Origin of the sequence: Mesorhizobium sophorae, from assembly GCF_002270415.1 — a bacterium.
GTDB lineage: Bacteria > Pseudomonadota > Alphaproteobacteria > Rhizobiales > Rhizobiaceae > Mesorhizobium > Mesorhizobium sophorae.
In genome coordinates, this window is record NZ_NNRI01000021.1 from 554,626 (window position 1) to 569,809 (window position 15,184).

Annotated in this window: 13 protein-coding genes and 2 pseudogenes; 1 reads left to right on the forward strand and 14 read right to left on the reverse strand. The window is 59.3% G+C overall.

Features of this window, described 5'->3' with window-relative positions; genetic code table 11:
- Positions 1–232: 232 nt before the first annotated feature.
- Positions 233–544, forward strand: a pseudogene (locus CGZ66_RS30890) (transposase); the annotation flags it as partial.
- 267 nt (positions 545–811) lie between these two features.
- Here CGZ66_RS30890 and CGZ66_RS30895 read toward each other — a convergent pair.
- From CGZ66_RS30895 to nifH, 14 genes and pseudogenes are all read right to left on the reverse strand, one after another.
- Positions 812–1,822, reverse strand: coding sequence for a 1-aminocyclopropane-1-carboxylate deaminase (locus tag CGZ66_RS30895; protein WP_095090476.1), 1,011 nt, complete (start codon positions 1,820–1,822; stop codon positions 812–814).
- Between the two features lie 458 nt (positions 1,823–2,280).
- Positions 2,281–2,544: an exopolysaccharide production repressor protein gene (locus CGZ66_RS40440; RefSeq protein ID WP_095090477.1), complete on the reverse strand. Its 264-nt coding sequence runs from the start codon at positions 2,542–2,544 to the stop codon at positions 2,281–2,283.
- Positions 2,516–2,832 (reverse strand): annotated as a pseudogene (gene fdxB, locus CGZ66_RS30905) (ferredoxin III, nif-specific). The gene CGZ66_RS40440 and the pseudogene fdxB overlap by 29 nt, the downstream one beginning before the upstream one ends.
- The gene (locus tag CGZ66_RS30910; RefSeq protein ID WP_095090478.1) at positions 2,829–3,032 is read right to left on the reverse strand and encodes a CCE_0567 family metalloprotein; all 204 of its coding nucleotides are present in this window, start codon (positions 3,030–3,032) and stop codon (positions 2,829–2,831) included. The pseudogene fdxB and the gene CGZ66_RS30910 overlap by 4 nt, the downstream one beginning before the upstream one ends.
- A gap of 276 nt (positions 3,033–3,308) precedes the next feature.
- The gene (locus CGZ66_RS30915) at positions 3,309–3,914 is read right to left on the reverse strand and encodes a phasin family protein (protein WP_167392313.1); all 606 of its coding nucleotides are present in this window, start codon (positions 3,912–3,914) and stop codon (positions 3,309–3,311) included.
- A gap of 551 nt (positions 3,915–4,465) precedes the next feature.
- Positions 4,466–5,353: a universal stress protein gene (locus CGZ66_RS30925; RefSeq protein ID WP_095090481.1), complete on the reverse strand. Its 888-nt coding sequence runs from the start codon at positions 5,351–5,353 to the stop codon at positions 4,466–4,468.
- A gap of 104 nt (positions 5,354–5,457) precedes the next feature.
- Entirely contained in the window at positions 5,458–6,243 is a 786-nt protein-coding gene (locus CGZ66_RS30930) for a response regulator transcription factor (RefSeq protein WP_095090482.1), read from the reverse strand.
- A gap of 27 nt (positions 6,244–6,270) precedes the next feature.
- Entirely contained in the window at positions 6,271–6,750 is a 480-nt protein-coding gene (locus CGZ66_RS30935) for a NifX-associated nitrogen fixation protein (protein WP_095090483.1), read from the reverse strand.
- A gap of 16 nt (positions 6,751–6,766) precedes the next feature.
- A complete protein-coding gene (nifX, locus tag CGZ66_RS30940) occupies positions 6,767–7,264 on the reverse strand; it encodes a nitrogen fixation protein NifX (protein WP_095090484.1) in 498 nt (165 codons plus the stop codon).
- The gene (gene nifN, locus CGZ66_RS30945; RefSeq protein WP_095090485.1) at positions 7,230–8,612 is read right to left on the reverse strand and encodes a nitrogenase iron-molybdenum cofactor biosynthesis protein NifN; all 1,383 of its coding nucleotides are present in this window, start codon (positions 8,610–8,612) and stop codon (positions 7,230–7,232) included. Before nifN ends, nifX begins: the two co-directional genes overlap by 35 nt.
- Positions 8,613–8,621: 9 nt before the next feature.
- A complete protein-coding gene (gene nifE, locus CGZ66_RS30950; protein WP_095090554.1) occupies positions 8,622–10,112 on the reverse strand; it encodes a nitrogenase iron-molybdenum cofactor biosynthesis protein NifE in 1,491 nt (496 codons plus the stop codon).
- Positions 10,113–10,175: 63 nt separating this feature from the next.
- Positions 10,176–11,717, reverse strand: coding sequence for a nitrogenase molybdenum-iron protein subunit beta (gene nifK / locus CGZ66_RS30955; protein WP_095090486.1), 1,542 nt, complete (start codon positions 11,715–11,717; stop codon positions 10,176–10,178).
- A 132-nt stretch (positions 11,718–11,849) separates the two neighbouring features.
- On the reverse strand, positions 11,850–13,352 hold the full coding sequence (nifD, locus tag CGZ66_RS30960) for a nitrogenase molybdenum-iron protein alpha chain (protein ID WP_095090487.1): 1,503 nt from the start codon (positions 13,350–13,352) through the stop codon (positions 11,850–11,852).
- A gap of 101 nt (positions 13,353–13,453) precedes the next feature.
- On the reverse strand, positions 13,454–14,347 hold the full coding sequence (gene nifH, locus CGZ66_RS30965; RefSeq protein ID WP_095090555.1) for a nitrogenase iron protein: 894 nt from the start codon (positions 14,345–14,347) through the stop codon (positions 13,454–13,456).
- Between the last annotated feature and the right edge of the window lie 837 nt (positions 14,348–15,184).

The following is a 15,184-nucleotide window of genomic DNA, read 5'->3' on the forward strand; positions in this document are numbered from 1 at the left end:
TCGAAACCTACCTTCGTCGCGTTGCTCTGCATTCGATATCTCTCGGTCAATGCGTTGGAACGAACTCCGTTTTAGAGTTTTCGGGCAGGCGTCTATACTACGGCATCTGGTAGTTGACGCACCTGCTTGTGGCCCACCAAGCGCCTGCCAGTCAGTGTCTGCTCCAAAAAGAAGTGAGTGATTTCAGCGGGTTGTGATTCTGTCGGATTGCTGAGATTCGACGGAGATCATGATGCCCTGGACCGAAACCACCCGCCCTCACTATGAACGGCGCTGCCCTCGCTACGCAAGCGACCTGACGGACGCGGAGTGGGCGCTGATCGAGCCGCTGATGCCGGCGCCGAACCGGATCGGCCGGCCGCGGAAGACGGACCTGCGCGAAGTCGTGAACTCGCTGCTTTACATGGCTTCGTCGGGCGGAGCATGGCGGCTTCTGCCCAAGGACTTCCCACCGTTCTCGACGGTGCAGAAATACTTCTGGCACTGGCGCGACGAAGGATTGCTGCGCGCCATCAACAACGAACTCGTCATGGCGGCGCGCGAACGTCGTTGCGTTGTGTCGTAGATTTATATTTTACGCAAGTTGTTTATATATTGTCGATATATTAAAGTTTTGGCTTTAGTATTTATATTAATCCATTTCTATGACCTCCTTGAAAGTATATAATATAAGGCGCTTGCGAACGAACTCGATCATCTTCGTGTTGAGGCAATCAACCGCTGACTCCCTCGGTTTGCCGGACGGCCCTCGAACGAACTTGGCGGCGTATCGCCGTCACGGCAGCGCGGCGTAATCGCAATCTGTCGAGCATCAGCCGTCGCGGAAGGTGTAGCCATAACCGTTGATAGCCGGTGCGCCGCCGAGATGCGCGTAGAGGATCCTCGATCCTTCCGGAAAGAAGCCTTTCTGGACGAGGTCGATCATCCCTTGCATCGATTTGCCTTCATAAATGGGATCGGTAATCATGCCCTCGAGCCGCGCGCATAGACGGATCGCCTCCTTGGTTTCCTGGGACGGGATGCCATAACGCGGGTGGGCGTAGTCTTCCAGCAACACCACGTCATCCTCGACAGGTTCCGTTCCGAGCTCGACGAGCGTTGCTGTGTGTTGGGCAATGCTGAGCACTTGCGCCCTGGTCATTTCGGGCATGGCAGAGGCATCGATACCGATCACTGTGCGCTGTCGGTTATCTTCTGCGAACCCGACGAGCATGTTGGCATACGTTGAACCGGTGACCGTGCAAACGACAATGTAGTCGAAAGCAAACCCAAGCTGTTTCTCCTGGGCGCGAACCTCTTCTGCGAAGCCCACATAGCCCAGACCGTCATTGGGGTGGACAGAGGCGCCGGCGGATATCGCATACGGTCTGCCACCCCTCGCCTTGACCTCATAGAGCGCCTTTTTCCCAACTGTGACGGATGCCAATGTCGAAGCCGCGTCGACCGGGCGCACCTCTGCTCCCATGATGCGGCTCAAGAGAATATTGCCGACCCGGTCATAGACGGCATCCTCATGGGGAACCCAGATCTCCTGAACCAGGAGGCATTTCATGCCGGTCTTGGCGGCAACCGCGGCGACCATGCGGGTATGGCTTGACTGCACGCCGCCGATGGTGACGAGCGTGTCGGCATCCGACGCGATCGCATCGGGGACGATGTATTCGAGCTTGCGCAGCTTGTTTCCGCCGAATGCGAGACCTGAGTTGCAGTCCTCCCCGGCGTAGATTTCCACCTTGCCCCCGAGATGCTTGCCGAGTCGTTCGAGCTTCTCGATGGGCGTGGGTCCAAAGGTGAGCGGGTAGCGTTCGAACTTTTCCAGCATGTCTTCTCCAGCTACGGTGATCGAGCTGAGACCAGCTCCGATCGGTCATTCGAAGGCGCCGTTTTATTGAGGCCGGCCGGACTCTCGGACGTTGCAGAAAAGCTCATCATAGTTTCCAGCGCGCGTCGTAGTAATCGAGACGAAGCAACTCGCATGCCGGTGTTCTGTGACGGCTATTGTGTGTCCGCGGTACCAAACAGCTGCATCTCTCGCCGTTGGACGACCCAGGATGCGGTCACATCGTCACATCTGCCATTTCAAGCGCACCTATTTTGAACAATCAGCTTAATGCCCTGATTGACCCAAAGTGGCGTGAGATTGACGTCTGAGCTAGTCACTGCGCAACAGAGCAGCGATGTGCCGCCCATCGAAACGAGCTGAGGCACATTCGAAAGTTCATCCCTCATCTCGTCATGGTCTGACGACTGGTTTCGAACTTCCTTCCCCTGTCGAAATGCTCAGTCCTTTTTCACCCGCTCTCTACAAGCGCAGTTGGACCGCCAGACCAGAAAGAGCAAGCTTGCAAAATAGACCATCTGAAGCAGCAGCGAGCAGGCCAGCGTCGTGACGATTGCCAGTCGGACAGAATGCGAGGCGAAGTAGACAGTCACAGCGTTGCTGCAGAGAACCAGCACCAGGACGCGAAAAAAAGTTCTAAAAGGCAACGCCATTCTCCTCGTTTGTCTCGTCATGTCATGCCGCGACCTGGTCGGCCGCGACATGGTCTGACAGTTCTTCGGGCAGACGCGGGCGCAGGCTCCGCAGCCAATGCAGCGGCCGGCATGGTCGACCACCATGATCATGCGATTGAGCTCGCCATCGAAGTCATCGTCCTTGCCGTCGCACGCACCGAGGATTTCACCGGCGTCATCGACGCCGTAAAGATGCATGACCCGGCGCGAGCAGACTTTAAAACAGCGGCCGCAGCCGATGCAGGTCGCGCCGTCGATAGCGGTCAGATATTGCGGCATCCCATAGGAGCCATCGCGGGTGACGAAAGTGCTACTCATGGTGAACTCTCCAACGCGGCGAGATCTCTCTTGGCAGCATCCAGCTCGGCAAACACGTCGAACGTTTTCTCGGCGACTACCTTGATTTCGGTCCAGTTAACCGGGAGGTCTTCAGCTAGGTCGTGCAATTCCATCTTCGCATTTTCCGCGCGCGATTGCAGTTTGCGGACCTTTCTCTGCAACTCATCAAGCCCTGACATGATCCCATTCCTCGAAAATCATTCATCGCGCTGATGCCGCGTCGGGAACAGCGGCGGTCGCATAGGACCAGTTTCGTGCCGGCCTCGGCGCGCTCCGATCCGGCGGCAAGGCGGACCCCCACTACACTTGGCGAAGGGTTTTGAACCGAACGACCAACCGCCGGCCATCAAAAACATGCGCGCCGATGCGCCCACGGCTCATCTCCATCATCGGCGGTGCCATTAGATCCGGTGCACTACGGAGTCGAAAAGGATGACCTTTCAGTGCCGCCACCATCAGGCTGCCTCGACGTCCGTCAGCGCTTTCTCCAAGATATCGTTGATCGGCCTGGAGAGGTCCGCTGCCGCCATGATGGTGAGTGCTTGGAATTCCCTGGCCTGCTCCACACACATCTCAGCACTCTGGCGCAAGAAGTTCGACTGCAGCTCGATAGCCTCCGACGGCGCCTTCGCGCCAACCAACGCCTGCAGATGCGAGAAGGCGGCCTCGGCGTTGGTCCGCAATAGAGCGACCGTCTCCAGCGACAGTTCGTTGCGGACGGCTCTTGCGCTTTGGAAGATGGTTTTGAGCATTCTCCCGGCGTCTTCAGCATCCGACGCAAATTTGACAAGAGCTCCTGTCGACCGCTCGGTCGTTTCTTCGGCGACTGCATGGAGATGACCGGAGGTTTTGGCAGGGTCTAATGCCAGGACGCAGGCAGTTCGATCCTTCTCGCCAGCTTTGTCTTCGGTCCTGGCCATTTCGTTCTCCTTCTGCTCGACCATTGCCTTGGCGGCCAAGCTCTTTGCATTGCCCTGTGGCTCCGTCCGGTTGAGCTGGCCGGAGCCGATCTTTCGTATGTCCACGCGTTTTTGACTATATCGGCGCACGGGGAACGGCATAAAACCAGTCTTACGGACACGACGCATTGAACCTTAGCATATAAGGTAAGCGCGATAATTAATTGTTGTGTTAAATTATTTAAGCAATAATTGCATTTGTTATTTATATTTTAAATCGTTTCAGTTGCATATCATTTGTAACGCACCCGTTATTTTTGTTACAGCGAAGGCGATACGAACATGCCGTTGCCGCCAAACCCTTGACCAGATGCCCCAGCACAAGAAAAAGGGAATGATCCCGCACATTCAGCCGTCCGGCTTCTGGGGCGAACATTCCGGATGTAAAGACGCCAAGGTGCAAGGCTGATTTCAACGCACTTCTAAGCCGCCGATATGGAGTGGATCTCCCTGGTGAACTGCCCTGATGACACCTCGGAGAAAGTCGCGGCGAACCTGTGCGCACGAAGCCTCGCGAATTGCAGCACATGGACGTTGCCCGGCCAGGCCGCGTCACATTGATCCTCCCGGTCGAAAGGCCTCACTGGCTTCTTCAAACGGACCTGCGGCATCAGGCGCACAAGGAACGGTCCCGATGAGCAGTCCGAACCCGGTCAGCGAGCCAGAAACAGCGGCAAGGCCGGCTTCCCAACGATCCATCTCGTGACGCCGCCAAAGAGCCGCTCGCGCAGCCGGCGGCTTCCGTAAGCGCCCATGACGATCATGTCGGCAGACGTGTCGATTGCGTGCTGCGCAAGCACCGCGGTCGCAGGTTTGCCGGCGCTCGGCAGCCGGTCGACCGCCACCCGAGCACCGTGCCGGGTGAGATAGGCTGCAATGTCGGCTCCGGGCTCCGCGCCGTTTGCGTTGCAGGTTGGCTCCGGATCGACGAGTGTGACACGAACTTCCTCAGCCCGGGACAAGATATCCAGCGCTTCCCGAACCGCACGGGACGCCTCTGCTCGCGAATCCCAGCAGACCACCACGCGCCGTGGCGATAGTGTCGCCTCAGCGCCCTTCGGCACAACAAGCACCGGCTTTCCCGTATCGAACAAGCTGCCGTTGACGACAGAAGGTCCAAGATGATCATCGTTGAGAAGTGCGGGTCCGACGATCGTGAGGTCGGCGCAGAGCGCCCGCTGTCGCACCGCGTCACCGACGCTGGCCTGATCGCAGTAGTCGGTATCGACGTCATAGCAAAGCCACATTGCTCTTAGCAGCGTCCGAATTTCCCTGGCTGTTTTTTCCAGTGTGGCCATGTCCTGTGAGAATCTCTCGATCTGCCTATACCGTTTTTCCAGTCTGGCGATAGCCTGTGCGCGTTGTCCAGGCCACTCGTGGATGCCATCGCCGAGTGGCGGAGACGCCATAACGAGCGGCGGAGGCGACATCACCAGAACCGAAAGATACGCCCCAACTTCGGCACACAAGGTGGCAGCTATTCTGACGTCCTGATCGCCATGGTCTGACCCCGTCACATTGAGTACGCTTCTGAAAGTCATTTGACTGCTTCTTTCTGAACATGTCCTTTAGGCGCGTTTTCAGAGCCGCGAAACTTGCCCTAAGCACGATGGAGATGGGGGGAATGGCAGCAGCCGTTATCCATTCAGCCGTCCAGCTCCTCGAGTGAGTAGCCGGCCGATCTGACGGTACGGATGGCGATGCCAGGCGAGGCCTCCTTCAGCGCCTTTCTGAGCCGGCTCATATGGACATCGACGGTGCGTACACCGACATGGATGTTGGCCGGCCAGGCCGCGCCGATCAGTTCGTCCCGTGTGAAGACCTTGCCGGGTGCCTCAAGCAAAAGCCGCAGCAGGTTGAACTCGATCGGCCCGAGATGGATCTCGTGGCCATTGCCACGAACCCGGTGGGCGTCGAGCTTCATCTCAAGCTTGCCACAGGAGAGCCAGCCGCCGTTTTCAAACCCGTTCGAACCCCGCTTCGTCAACGCCAGCTTCGCGCGTAGACAGTCGAGCAGCTTGGCTGGGGCGATCGGCCGCACAAAGCTCTCGTCAATGCCTGCCTTCAGGAGATCGAGGTGCTGGTTTTCGGCGCCGGGGGCAATCAGGGCAATAATGGGCAGGCTGCCGGTCCGAGGCTCCCGCTTGAGCCGGGCGCAGATTGCGGACCCGGTTATGCTCGCTGGCCCGCAGTCCAGCACCACGGCCTGGAATTCCCGTTCGTCGGCCCTTGCAAGTGCTTCCTTCGCGCCGCCTGCCGGCTCACTGGTAAATCCATCCACCTCCAATATGTGGCTGAGGAACAGATAGAACTCGGCATCTTGCGAACAGATCAGGACGAGTGGCTTCATCAGCGCTACCCCAACAACCGCATCGGCCTGGACCGCGTCGCCTGCGTGGGCTGGCCATAGCGGCTGCTCAAGACCTGACATGAACCCCCTGCTCGACAACCGGTTTCCTCACGCCCGTGCCACCTCGGGATAGGCCTCGATGGTTGCGATCGCATCGCCGGCCAGTTTCGTGCCGGCCGCTGCGAGCTTCCACAGCGTCTCGAAGCCGAACCGGTGGACGTCGCGCAGGGTCTTCGACAAAACGACCAGCCGCCCGGCCGTGAAAATGACGCGCCCAAAGCCTTCATGACTCATCTCCATCACCGGAGATGCCATCAGCCCGGAGCGCTCCTCGATCGCAAGCCCGACGGCGGCGTAGAACTTATCGAGCCTCCACAGCACGTCCGGATCCGGATCGCCGACGATTGGGATCGCACGGCGCTGTTCCTTGGTGAGGATAAAGTCTCCCAGCAGCTCGGCATCCGGTTTGCCTTCCCATGACCCGTAGGAATCCTGCGCACGGATCAGCCGCACAAGGCATTTGACGAATGGAGTGGCAAGGGCCGCCTCGTCGTCGGCGATCGCAGGGCCAACTGCGGCATCAAACATTTCGCTTCTCCTCATCTCAGTCCTCGTCCTCGAAGGACGGCTTCTTGTTGGTGGCGCCTGCCTCCGCCAGCACCTTGCGCAGCCAGGGGGGAGGACACGTCCTGAGCATCACCTGCGTGCGCAACAGCACCTCCTGAATGCTTTCCGGCTGAGGCACCTTGATCGGATGGATTTTCGCCGAAACAAGCTTCGCTGCCGAAGGCCCGCCGATCGCCAGGCAAAACAGGAGATGACATCCCTTCAAGGCCTCCACCTTCGGCGTGATACGATCATCGCCCTCGGCCAGATGCTTCCCGCTCTGGTCGGAAACGTCGTCGAAGGCCACGGCTTCCACGAGACTCCATTCCTCGCGCGTCACGTCGTAGACGGCAAAGCGCCTGGCGGACCCGAAATGCGCATTGAGATCCTTCATGTCTTGCGTAGCGATTGCCACGCGCAATGCGCCTGCTGGTCGCTCACGCACGGGACCGTGGACTTCGTCAGGGACGAGTGAGAGGCGGCGGACGGGGCCCATCTGGCGTTTCTCGCTTACCGAGTGGATAGAGTTCGTCATGCGTCGGCGCCTGCCGATTAGCCTGGAAAATGTTGGCAACCTCGAAAACCAGGTCGCGGGTGCCCTGATAGAGGATTGTGGGCTTGTGCTGGCTGCCGAGCCGGTCGAAGACGGGGAAGCCGACGCGCATGAGGGGAATGCCGAGGCGCTCTGCCGCCTGGCGTCCGTGCGAATGGGTGACGAGGAGATCGGCATTGGCGCCAAGAGTTTCCAGATCGCCGAGATCACCGATCTGGACCGACTGCGCCGGTACTTTTTCCAGAATTTTCGACATATCGGTCGTGGTGACCGCTGCGGCGATTTCGCAGCCCATTCCGATGAAGAAAGTTGCGAGTTGGTAGAGTTGGTCTGGTTCAGCTGCGATCGCAATTTTCTTGCCTCCGAAATGGAAATGTCCGTCGAGCAACGCATCCTGCAATTGTGCCCGGCGGCGGCGCACACCTGCCGGCACAGGCTCACCCGATATCGCGGACAAGAGCGAGGCGAACCGGTCGGTGCTCTTCAATCCGGTCAGCGACTGAAACAGCACGTAAGGGACGCCCGTCACCTTCCGCAGCACCTCCGCCGAGCGACGCATGTGCTCGCCGATGGCGATGCAGTACTGGGCCGTGCCAAGTTCGCGGATACCCTCCACGCTGGTGCCGCCATAGGTGGTCGCGACCCAGCGCTCAGGCACGGTGCCGTCGAGCGAGCCGGAGACGTCCGGCAGGATCACCGGCTCGAGTCCGAAGTTTTCAATCATGTCACGCAAATGCTCGATGTCAGCCACGGTGAGGTTCCAGCCGGGCAGGATCGCGATCTTCTTTGACTGCCGCACCTGCTCGCCAGGGCGTGTAAGCCGTTCGATCATCGCGGTGACAGCCTTGGCCCAGCCCTCCTCGATTGCGCCTTCGAAATCCGGCGTATTGGCCAGCACGATCTCGGTGCCTGGGAGGTCTTGCGCGCGTTTCAGCCTGATGTCGGCGACGTCTCCTGCTGTATCTTCGCCGCGGGTTTCGACCAGCGCCGTCGTGCAGACCCCGATCAGCTTCGGCTTCGTGCGAGCCTTGATGTTGAGGATCGCCTCTTCAAGATTGTCCGCCCCGCCGAGGATCGTCGTCACCTCGTCCATCGCGGTGGTCTGCAGCGGGATGGCTTCCTTGAAATGCCGTACCAAGAGCACGAGCGCGAAGCTGGTGCAGCCCTGGCTGCCGTGGAACAGCGGCATCGCGCCTTCGACCCCAAGAAAGGCCAAGGCGGCACCCAGCGGCTGCGACGACTTCAGCGGATTGACCGCGGCTGATTTGGTCTGGGAAAGGATGCGGGACATCGGCTTTCCTCAACACTCGCCGAAATCGCCGGCCGTCGGGCCGGCGAATTCTTCGGCAGCGTGCAAGGTCGCGGCCTCGCTCTCGGTACCTTGCAGTTCGTCCTTCACATCAGCCTGGCAATCCCACGGGGCCGGTTCGCGCACCTGGTGCCATATCGGGTTATGAATGGCGAGATCGATCTGGCGTACGAGTTCCACCATGCCGTCATAGCCGGCATAAGGATGCTGGCGCTCCTGGTTGATATCGAGCCAGGGCGTCTTGGCCTTGAGCGCAATGAATTGCGTGCGCCCGCCCGAAAGCATGATATCGGCCTTCTGTTCTGAGAGCATGGCGTAAAGGTCGCGCGCTGGCATCTGCTCGAACATGTGGTTGTCGTCCTTGAGGATCTGTTTGATGCGCTCCTTGTCTTCGAGCGTGGATTTTTTTACCGAGGTGCCGACGATCTCGATGCCGATCTCCGTCAGCGCGTGGACGACTGACCATGACTTGACACCACCTGTGTTGAGCAACACGCGCTTGCCTTGCAGCCGCGGCCGGAAAGCCTCGAGCTTCTTCCACGCAATCGCCTCCTCCTGTGCAATCAGCGTCTCTGTGCGATCGAGGATCTGTCGATCGGCGCCTTTCCTCACCAGCAGTTCAGCAATGTTGCGAAGTGCTTCGGAGGTATCGGTGATGCCGTAGAAGGAGCCCTCGAAGAACGGGATGTCCCAGCGCTCCTCCATCTTGCGGGCTAGGTTGATAAGTGCGGTCGAGCACACCACCATAGCCGCCCGGGCGCGGTGAGCCGACGCAACGTCGATGTATCGCGCGTCCCCCGGAATGCAGGCGCGCACCCGGATGCCAAGCCGATCAAGCAGCGGCTTCACCAGCCAGAACTCACCCGATAGGTTGAATTCGCCAAGGATGTTGATGTCGTGGGGCCCCGCGTCGTCGGGTTCCACGGTGCCGATGACGTGTTCGAGCAAAGCCTCGCCGGCGAGCTTGTTGCCGAGGTTCTTCGACCCGGCCAGGCCCGGCGCATTGACCGGCACCACGGCCAAGCCGAATTTTTCCCCCGCGCGCTTGCAGACGGCCTCGATGTCGTCGCCGATCAGCGCCGTTACGCAAGTCGAGTAGACGAAGATTGCTGGCGGCGCATGTGCCTGCTTGATCTGGCGGATCGCTTTGAAAAGTTTACGCTCGCCCTGCCCCATCACGATGTCGAGTGCGGCGAGATCGGTGGTGAAGCTAGTGCGCCACAGCGTTGGCCCGGACGAAGCCGAGCCGCGGTTGTCCCAGGAATTGCCCTCGCATGCGAGCGGCCCATGGACCAGGTGCGCAACGTCGGTGATCGGCTGCAGCACGATCTTGGCGCCATCGAAGGCGCAGCCGCCGGCTGCCGCTCCCGGCGTCAGCGGCTTTGCGCAGCCCTGTTTGCGCGCCTTGGCATCCTTGCCACGGTTCTTATCGCAGGCGGGCTCGTTGAAGACATCCTGAATCTTGGCGCTGAGCGAGGACATTTGATCGGTCTCCAAAAGGCCCGTGGAAGGTGGCCGGCTTCGACGAAAAGCCGGTCGTAGCGCTCAGCGGGTGAGATCATAGGAATAGTCCGTCACGCCCGTCTGGCTCGTCTCGCGATCGAGCTTGTCGAAGATCTTGTCGAGGATCGCCGTCAGCACGCGTAGCCCGCCCTGGTAGCCCATGAGTGCAAAGCGATGGTGATGGTGCCGGTCGAAGATCGGAAACGTCAGCCGGATCAGCGGCGTGCCTGTATCGCGCTCCAGATACTTGCCGTGGGAATTGCCTATCAGCAGGTCCACCGGCTCGGTGAAGAGCAGTGAGCGCATCGCCCACAGGTCCTTGCCTGCCCACACTTGAGCATCCTTGCCGTACGGTGAGGAAGCAAGCAGTTCCTTCAACTCGGCTTGCCATGCCGATGTGCCGTTCGTGGCGAGGCAATGTGTCGGCTCGCCGCCGGTTTCCATGACAAAGCGGGCCATGGCGTAGACGAAGTCCGGATCGCCGTAGATCGCGTATTTCTTGCCGTGCAGCCAGGACTGGCTGTCCGCCATGGCATCAATCAGTCGGCCGCGCTCCAGGCGGATTGTCTCGGGGATCTCCTTGCCGGAAATCGCCGAGACCTTCATCAGCAATTCGTCGGTCGCCTGGACGCCGAGCGGATAATGGAACGGGGCCGTCGCCTGCCCGACTTCCTCGCAATACTCAAGCGTTTTTCGGGTGTTGTAACGCTGTAGTGAAACTGTCGCCTCGGCGTTAAGTGCCTTCTTCACGTCTTCAATCTTCGTGCCGCCGTCGTACATGCGGTATTCGCCGTCCGACGGCGTGTCGAACTGGTCAGAGGCGTCCTGGATGAAGGTGTAGGACACGCCCATCAGATCGAGCAGGCGCTTGAGTTCACGGTTGTTGCCGACGCAGAAGCCGTCGAAGCCCGGGATTATGTTGATGGTTCCCTTGACTTGACTGCGCTCCTGGCCTTTCCAGAAGTGCTCCAGAATGCCCTTGACCATGCCGTCATAGCCATCCACATGGCTGCCGACGAAAGCCGGCGTGTGGGCAAAGGGCACGTCGAAATCGCGCGGGACGGAGTTTTCGTCCTTGGCATTCTCGATGAAGCTGTGCAGGTCGTCGCCAATGACCTCGGCCATACAAGTCGTGGAGACGGCGATCATCTTCGGGTCATAGAGTTGGTAGGTGTTGGCTAGCCCATCGACCATGTTCTTCAGGCCGCCGAAAACCGCCGCATCTTCCGTCATCGAGGAGGAAACCGCCGAAGCAGGCTCCTTGAAATGGCGCGACAAGTGCGAGCGGTAGTAGGCCACGCAGCCCTGGCTGCCATGGACGAAGGACATCGTTCGCTCGAAGCCCGCGGCCGCGAACACCGCGCCGAGCGGCTGGCAGGCCTTGGCGGGGTTCACCACAAGCGCTTCGCGGGCGAGATTCCTTTCGCGGTATTCCCAGGTCTTGGTGAATTCACATTGATCGGTGACGATCTGATCGGGGTGCGGACATTCGAAATTCAGCTTCTTCTCGGCGAGCATGTGCCTATATTCCGGCTCGCGGAACAGAGGAGCGTGGTCGAGAATTTTTTCAGCCGACTGCGGCATTGGTGGTTACCTCTTTTTCATCTGGCCTCGCCATATGGCGGCTCAGGGACGTCGAGCGTTTCAGGTCTCCCGCGGATCGCGGGCGCAGGCGTTCATCGTCTCCTTTGGGGAGACCAAGCTGAGCACAGGTGGTTATTCGGCAGCCAACGCTTCCCCACGGCTCGGGCTCTTTTTCCAGGGGGCCTGGAATAGGTCCCAGACCGGGTTGTTGATGGCAAGATCCACGTCGCGGGCGAAAATGGCAAAGCCGTCATAGCCGTGATATGGTCCTGAATAATCCCACGAGTGCATTTGCCGGAACGGTATGCCCATCTTCTGCACCGGGTACTTTTCCTTGATGCCCGAGCCGACCAGATTAGGGCGAACCCCCTCGATGAACTTCTCCAGCTCGTAACCGGTCACGTCGTCATAGATCAGCGTGCCGTTCTTCACGTAATGGCTGGTGCGCTGATAGTCGTCATTGTGGGCGAACTCATAGCCCGTGCCGACGATCACCATGCCGAGATCTTCGTAGGCCGTAATGACGTGACGGGGTCGCAGGCCGCCGACATAGAGCATGACGGTATTGCCTTCGAGGCGCGGCCGGTACTTGGCAATGACCGCATCGACAAGCGGCCTGTACTTGGCGATGACCTTCTCGGTCTTCTCCTCGATTTCAGGCCCAAAATGCTTGGCTATCTTGCGCAGAGAGGATTCGATCTGAGAGGGGCCGAAGAAATTGTATTCCATCCAGGGGATGCCGTATTTTTCCTCCATGTGCCGGCAGATATAGTTCATCGACCGGTAGCAATGGATGAGATTGAGCTTGGCCTTCGGCGCGCGCTCGATTTCGGCGAGCGTAGCATCGCCCGACCAGTTGCCGACCACGCGCAGCCCTATCTCCTCAAGCAGGATGCGAGAGACCCAGGCGTCGCCACCGATATTGTAGTCGCCGATGACGTTGACGTCATAAGGACCGGCTTCGAATTCGACTTCCTTCTTCTCGAAGACCCAATCGCGGATCGAATCGTTGGCGATGTGGTGGCCAAGCGATTGCGAGACGCCGCGGAAGCCCTCGCAGCGTACCGGCACGATCGTCTTTTCGAGCTGCTTGGCCTTGTTGCGGGACACAGCTTCGGTGTCGTCGCCAATCAGGCCGATCGGGCATTCCGATTGCACGGTCATGCCGTTGTTGAGGGGAAACAGTTCCTCGATCTCGTCGATGATCTGTTCCAGCTTCTTGTCGCCGCCGAAAACAATGTCCTTCTCCTGGAAGTCGGAGGTGAACTGCATTGTCCCGAACGTGTCGATGCCCGTCGTACCGACATAGTAGTTGCGGCGCTGCGACCAGGAGTATTGCCCGCAGCCGACCGGTCCGTGCGAGATATGGACCATATCCTTGACTGGACCCCACACCACGCCTTTAGAGCCGGCATAGGCGCAGCCGCGAACCGTCATCACGCCCGGAATGGACTTGATGTTCGACTTGACGTCGCATTCGGAGACGACCTCGCCTTCCTCGCCAGCCTCTTCTCCGCTCTTTGCAACGCTAAGGTGCTTTTTGCGGCGCTTGGCCGCCTTGTCGGGATATTGCGACAGCACCTCCTCGACAAGCTTCGCATGGAGAGCGCCGTCATTCTCGTATTCCAGGCTCATGGGATCCCTTTTAATGGTTCGGGTGACGCCTCATTGAGGAGGCGCCGTTCTTTGAAAAGGCGCGCCAGCTCCAGGTCCGCGCCTCGCGGCGGCAGGAGCGGTTATTGGGCGACCGCCTTGACGGTTTCCTTGGCCTGAAGCTCGGCAAGCATTTGCTCGTCGGTCTTCATGATGCCGAAGTCGAGCAGCATGTCCTCGAGCTCCTCCATGGTGATCGGGGTCGGGACGGTGCCCTGGCCGGAATTGCCATGAATCTTCTCGGCCAGCGCGCGGTATTCCCCCGCCTGCTTGGAGTTCGGCGCATACTGGATGACTGACATCTTCCTGAGCTCAGCGTGCTGAACGATGTTGTCGCGCGGCACAAAATGGATGAGCTTGGAATTGAGCCTGGCGGCCAGTGCTTCGGCAAGGTCGAGCTCGCGGTCGGTTTGGCGTTCGTTGCAGATCAGGCCGCCGAGCCGCACGCCGCCCGAATGGGCATATTTCAGGATGCCCTTGGCGATGTTGTTGGCGGCATAAAGCGCCATCATCTCGCCGGACATGACGATGTAGATTTCCTGCGCCTTGTTCTCGCGGATCGGCATCGCGAAGCCGCCGCACACGACATCGCCGAGCACGTCGTAGGATACATAGTCCATACCGTCATAGGCGCCGTTCTCCTCAAGGAAGTTGATCGAGGTGATGACGCCGCGGCCGGCACAGCCGACACCCGGCTCGGGGCCGCCGGACTCCACGCACTTGATGCCTTTGTAGCCGACCTTGAGCACATCCTCGAGTTCGAGGTCTTCGACCGAGCCTTCCTGCGCCGCGAGATGTAGGACCGTATCCTGCGCCTTTGCGTTCAGGATCAGGCGGGTGGAGTCGGCTTTGGGGTCACAGCCGACGATAAGGATCTTCTGCCCGAGGTCGACAAGTGCGGCGAGTGTATTCTGGGAGGTGGTGGATTTGCCGATCCCCCCTTTGCCGTAGAATGCGATCTGACGCAGACCTGACATGTAGCGTTCCTTCCTTCTTTTCACCCATCGCGGCTGCCCGCGACATGAATGCCGGTCGGCAGCTCTCGCCGCCTCGTACTCAAGGTTTCAAGACTCGTGCCAACTTGCCTAATAGGGTCGAAGAAGAATTTCGTGTTTGCTTTTCAGCTATTTAGCCTAAGGACAAAACAAGAGATTGGCCAAACACGCCTGTGTCGTGGACCCGACAAAGGCGACAGAAGGTGGCAGATGGCGTAAAAGAGACGAGATCGTAAATCGTCGCGCGTCGGGCATATTGATGACAATGGGGTCGCGAATTCAGGCAGCAGCGAGGTGAGCAATCTGACGCTGTGGCCAGGGCGAGGAGGCGGGGAACGGTAGCGGCGATAAGCGGATTGGGGCCATCCTGTATATGCACGCTTCATCGTACAAATTCGTCAGCCCTCTGTTAATTTTACGATGTCCAACGGCGTGCCCGACGTCGTGCCGGTGCGGTGACAGAAGGTCGAGCATGCCTTCGGCGAGGACTGGATGGAGCTATGTCGTCTGCTCACTTGCCAGCTACCAACATCAAAACCACATCCTCGCCTAAAACGGGTAACCGCCATCCTTGGCGCGCCGATCTCGATGAGCGGTCTGAACCCTCAAATCATGTGGGCGCCAAGAGGAAAACGCTGCCGTACCGGTTTCACAGATCTTGACTGCGATAGGTCACCCGCGGCGGGTTCGAAAATGGAAATAGAAGGCTACGCCTACCACCAAGACGGTGCCGACAGTCGCGATGATCTGACCGATGGCGGATAGACTTCCGCCGCCTCCGCTGCCGTCATTGGGAAATAGATTTGTTGTGAAAGCGCA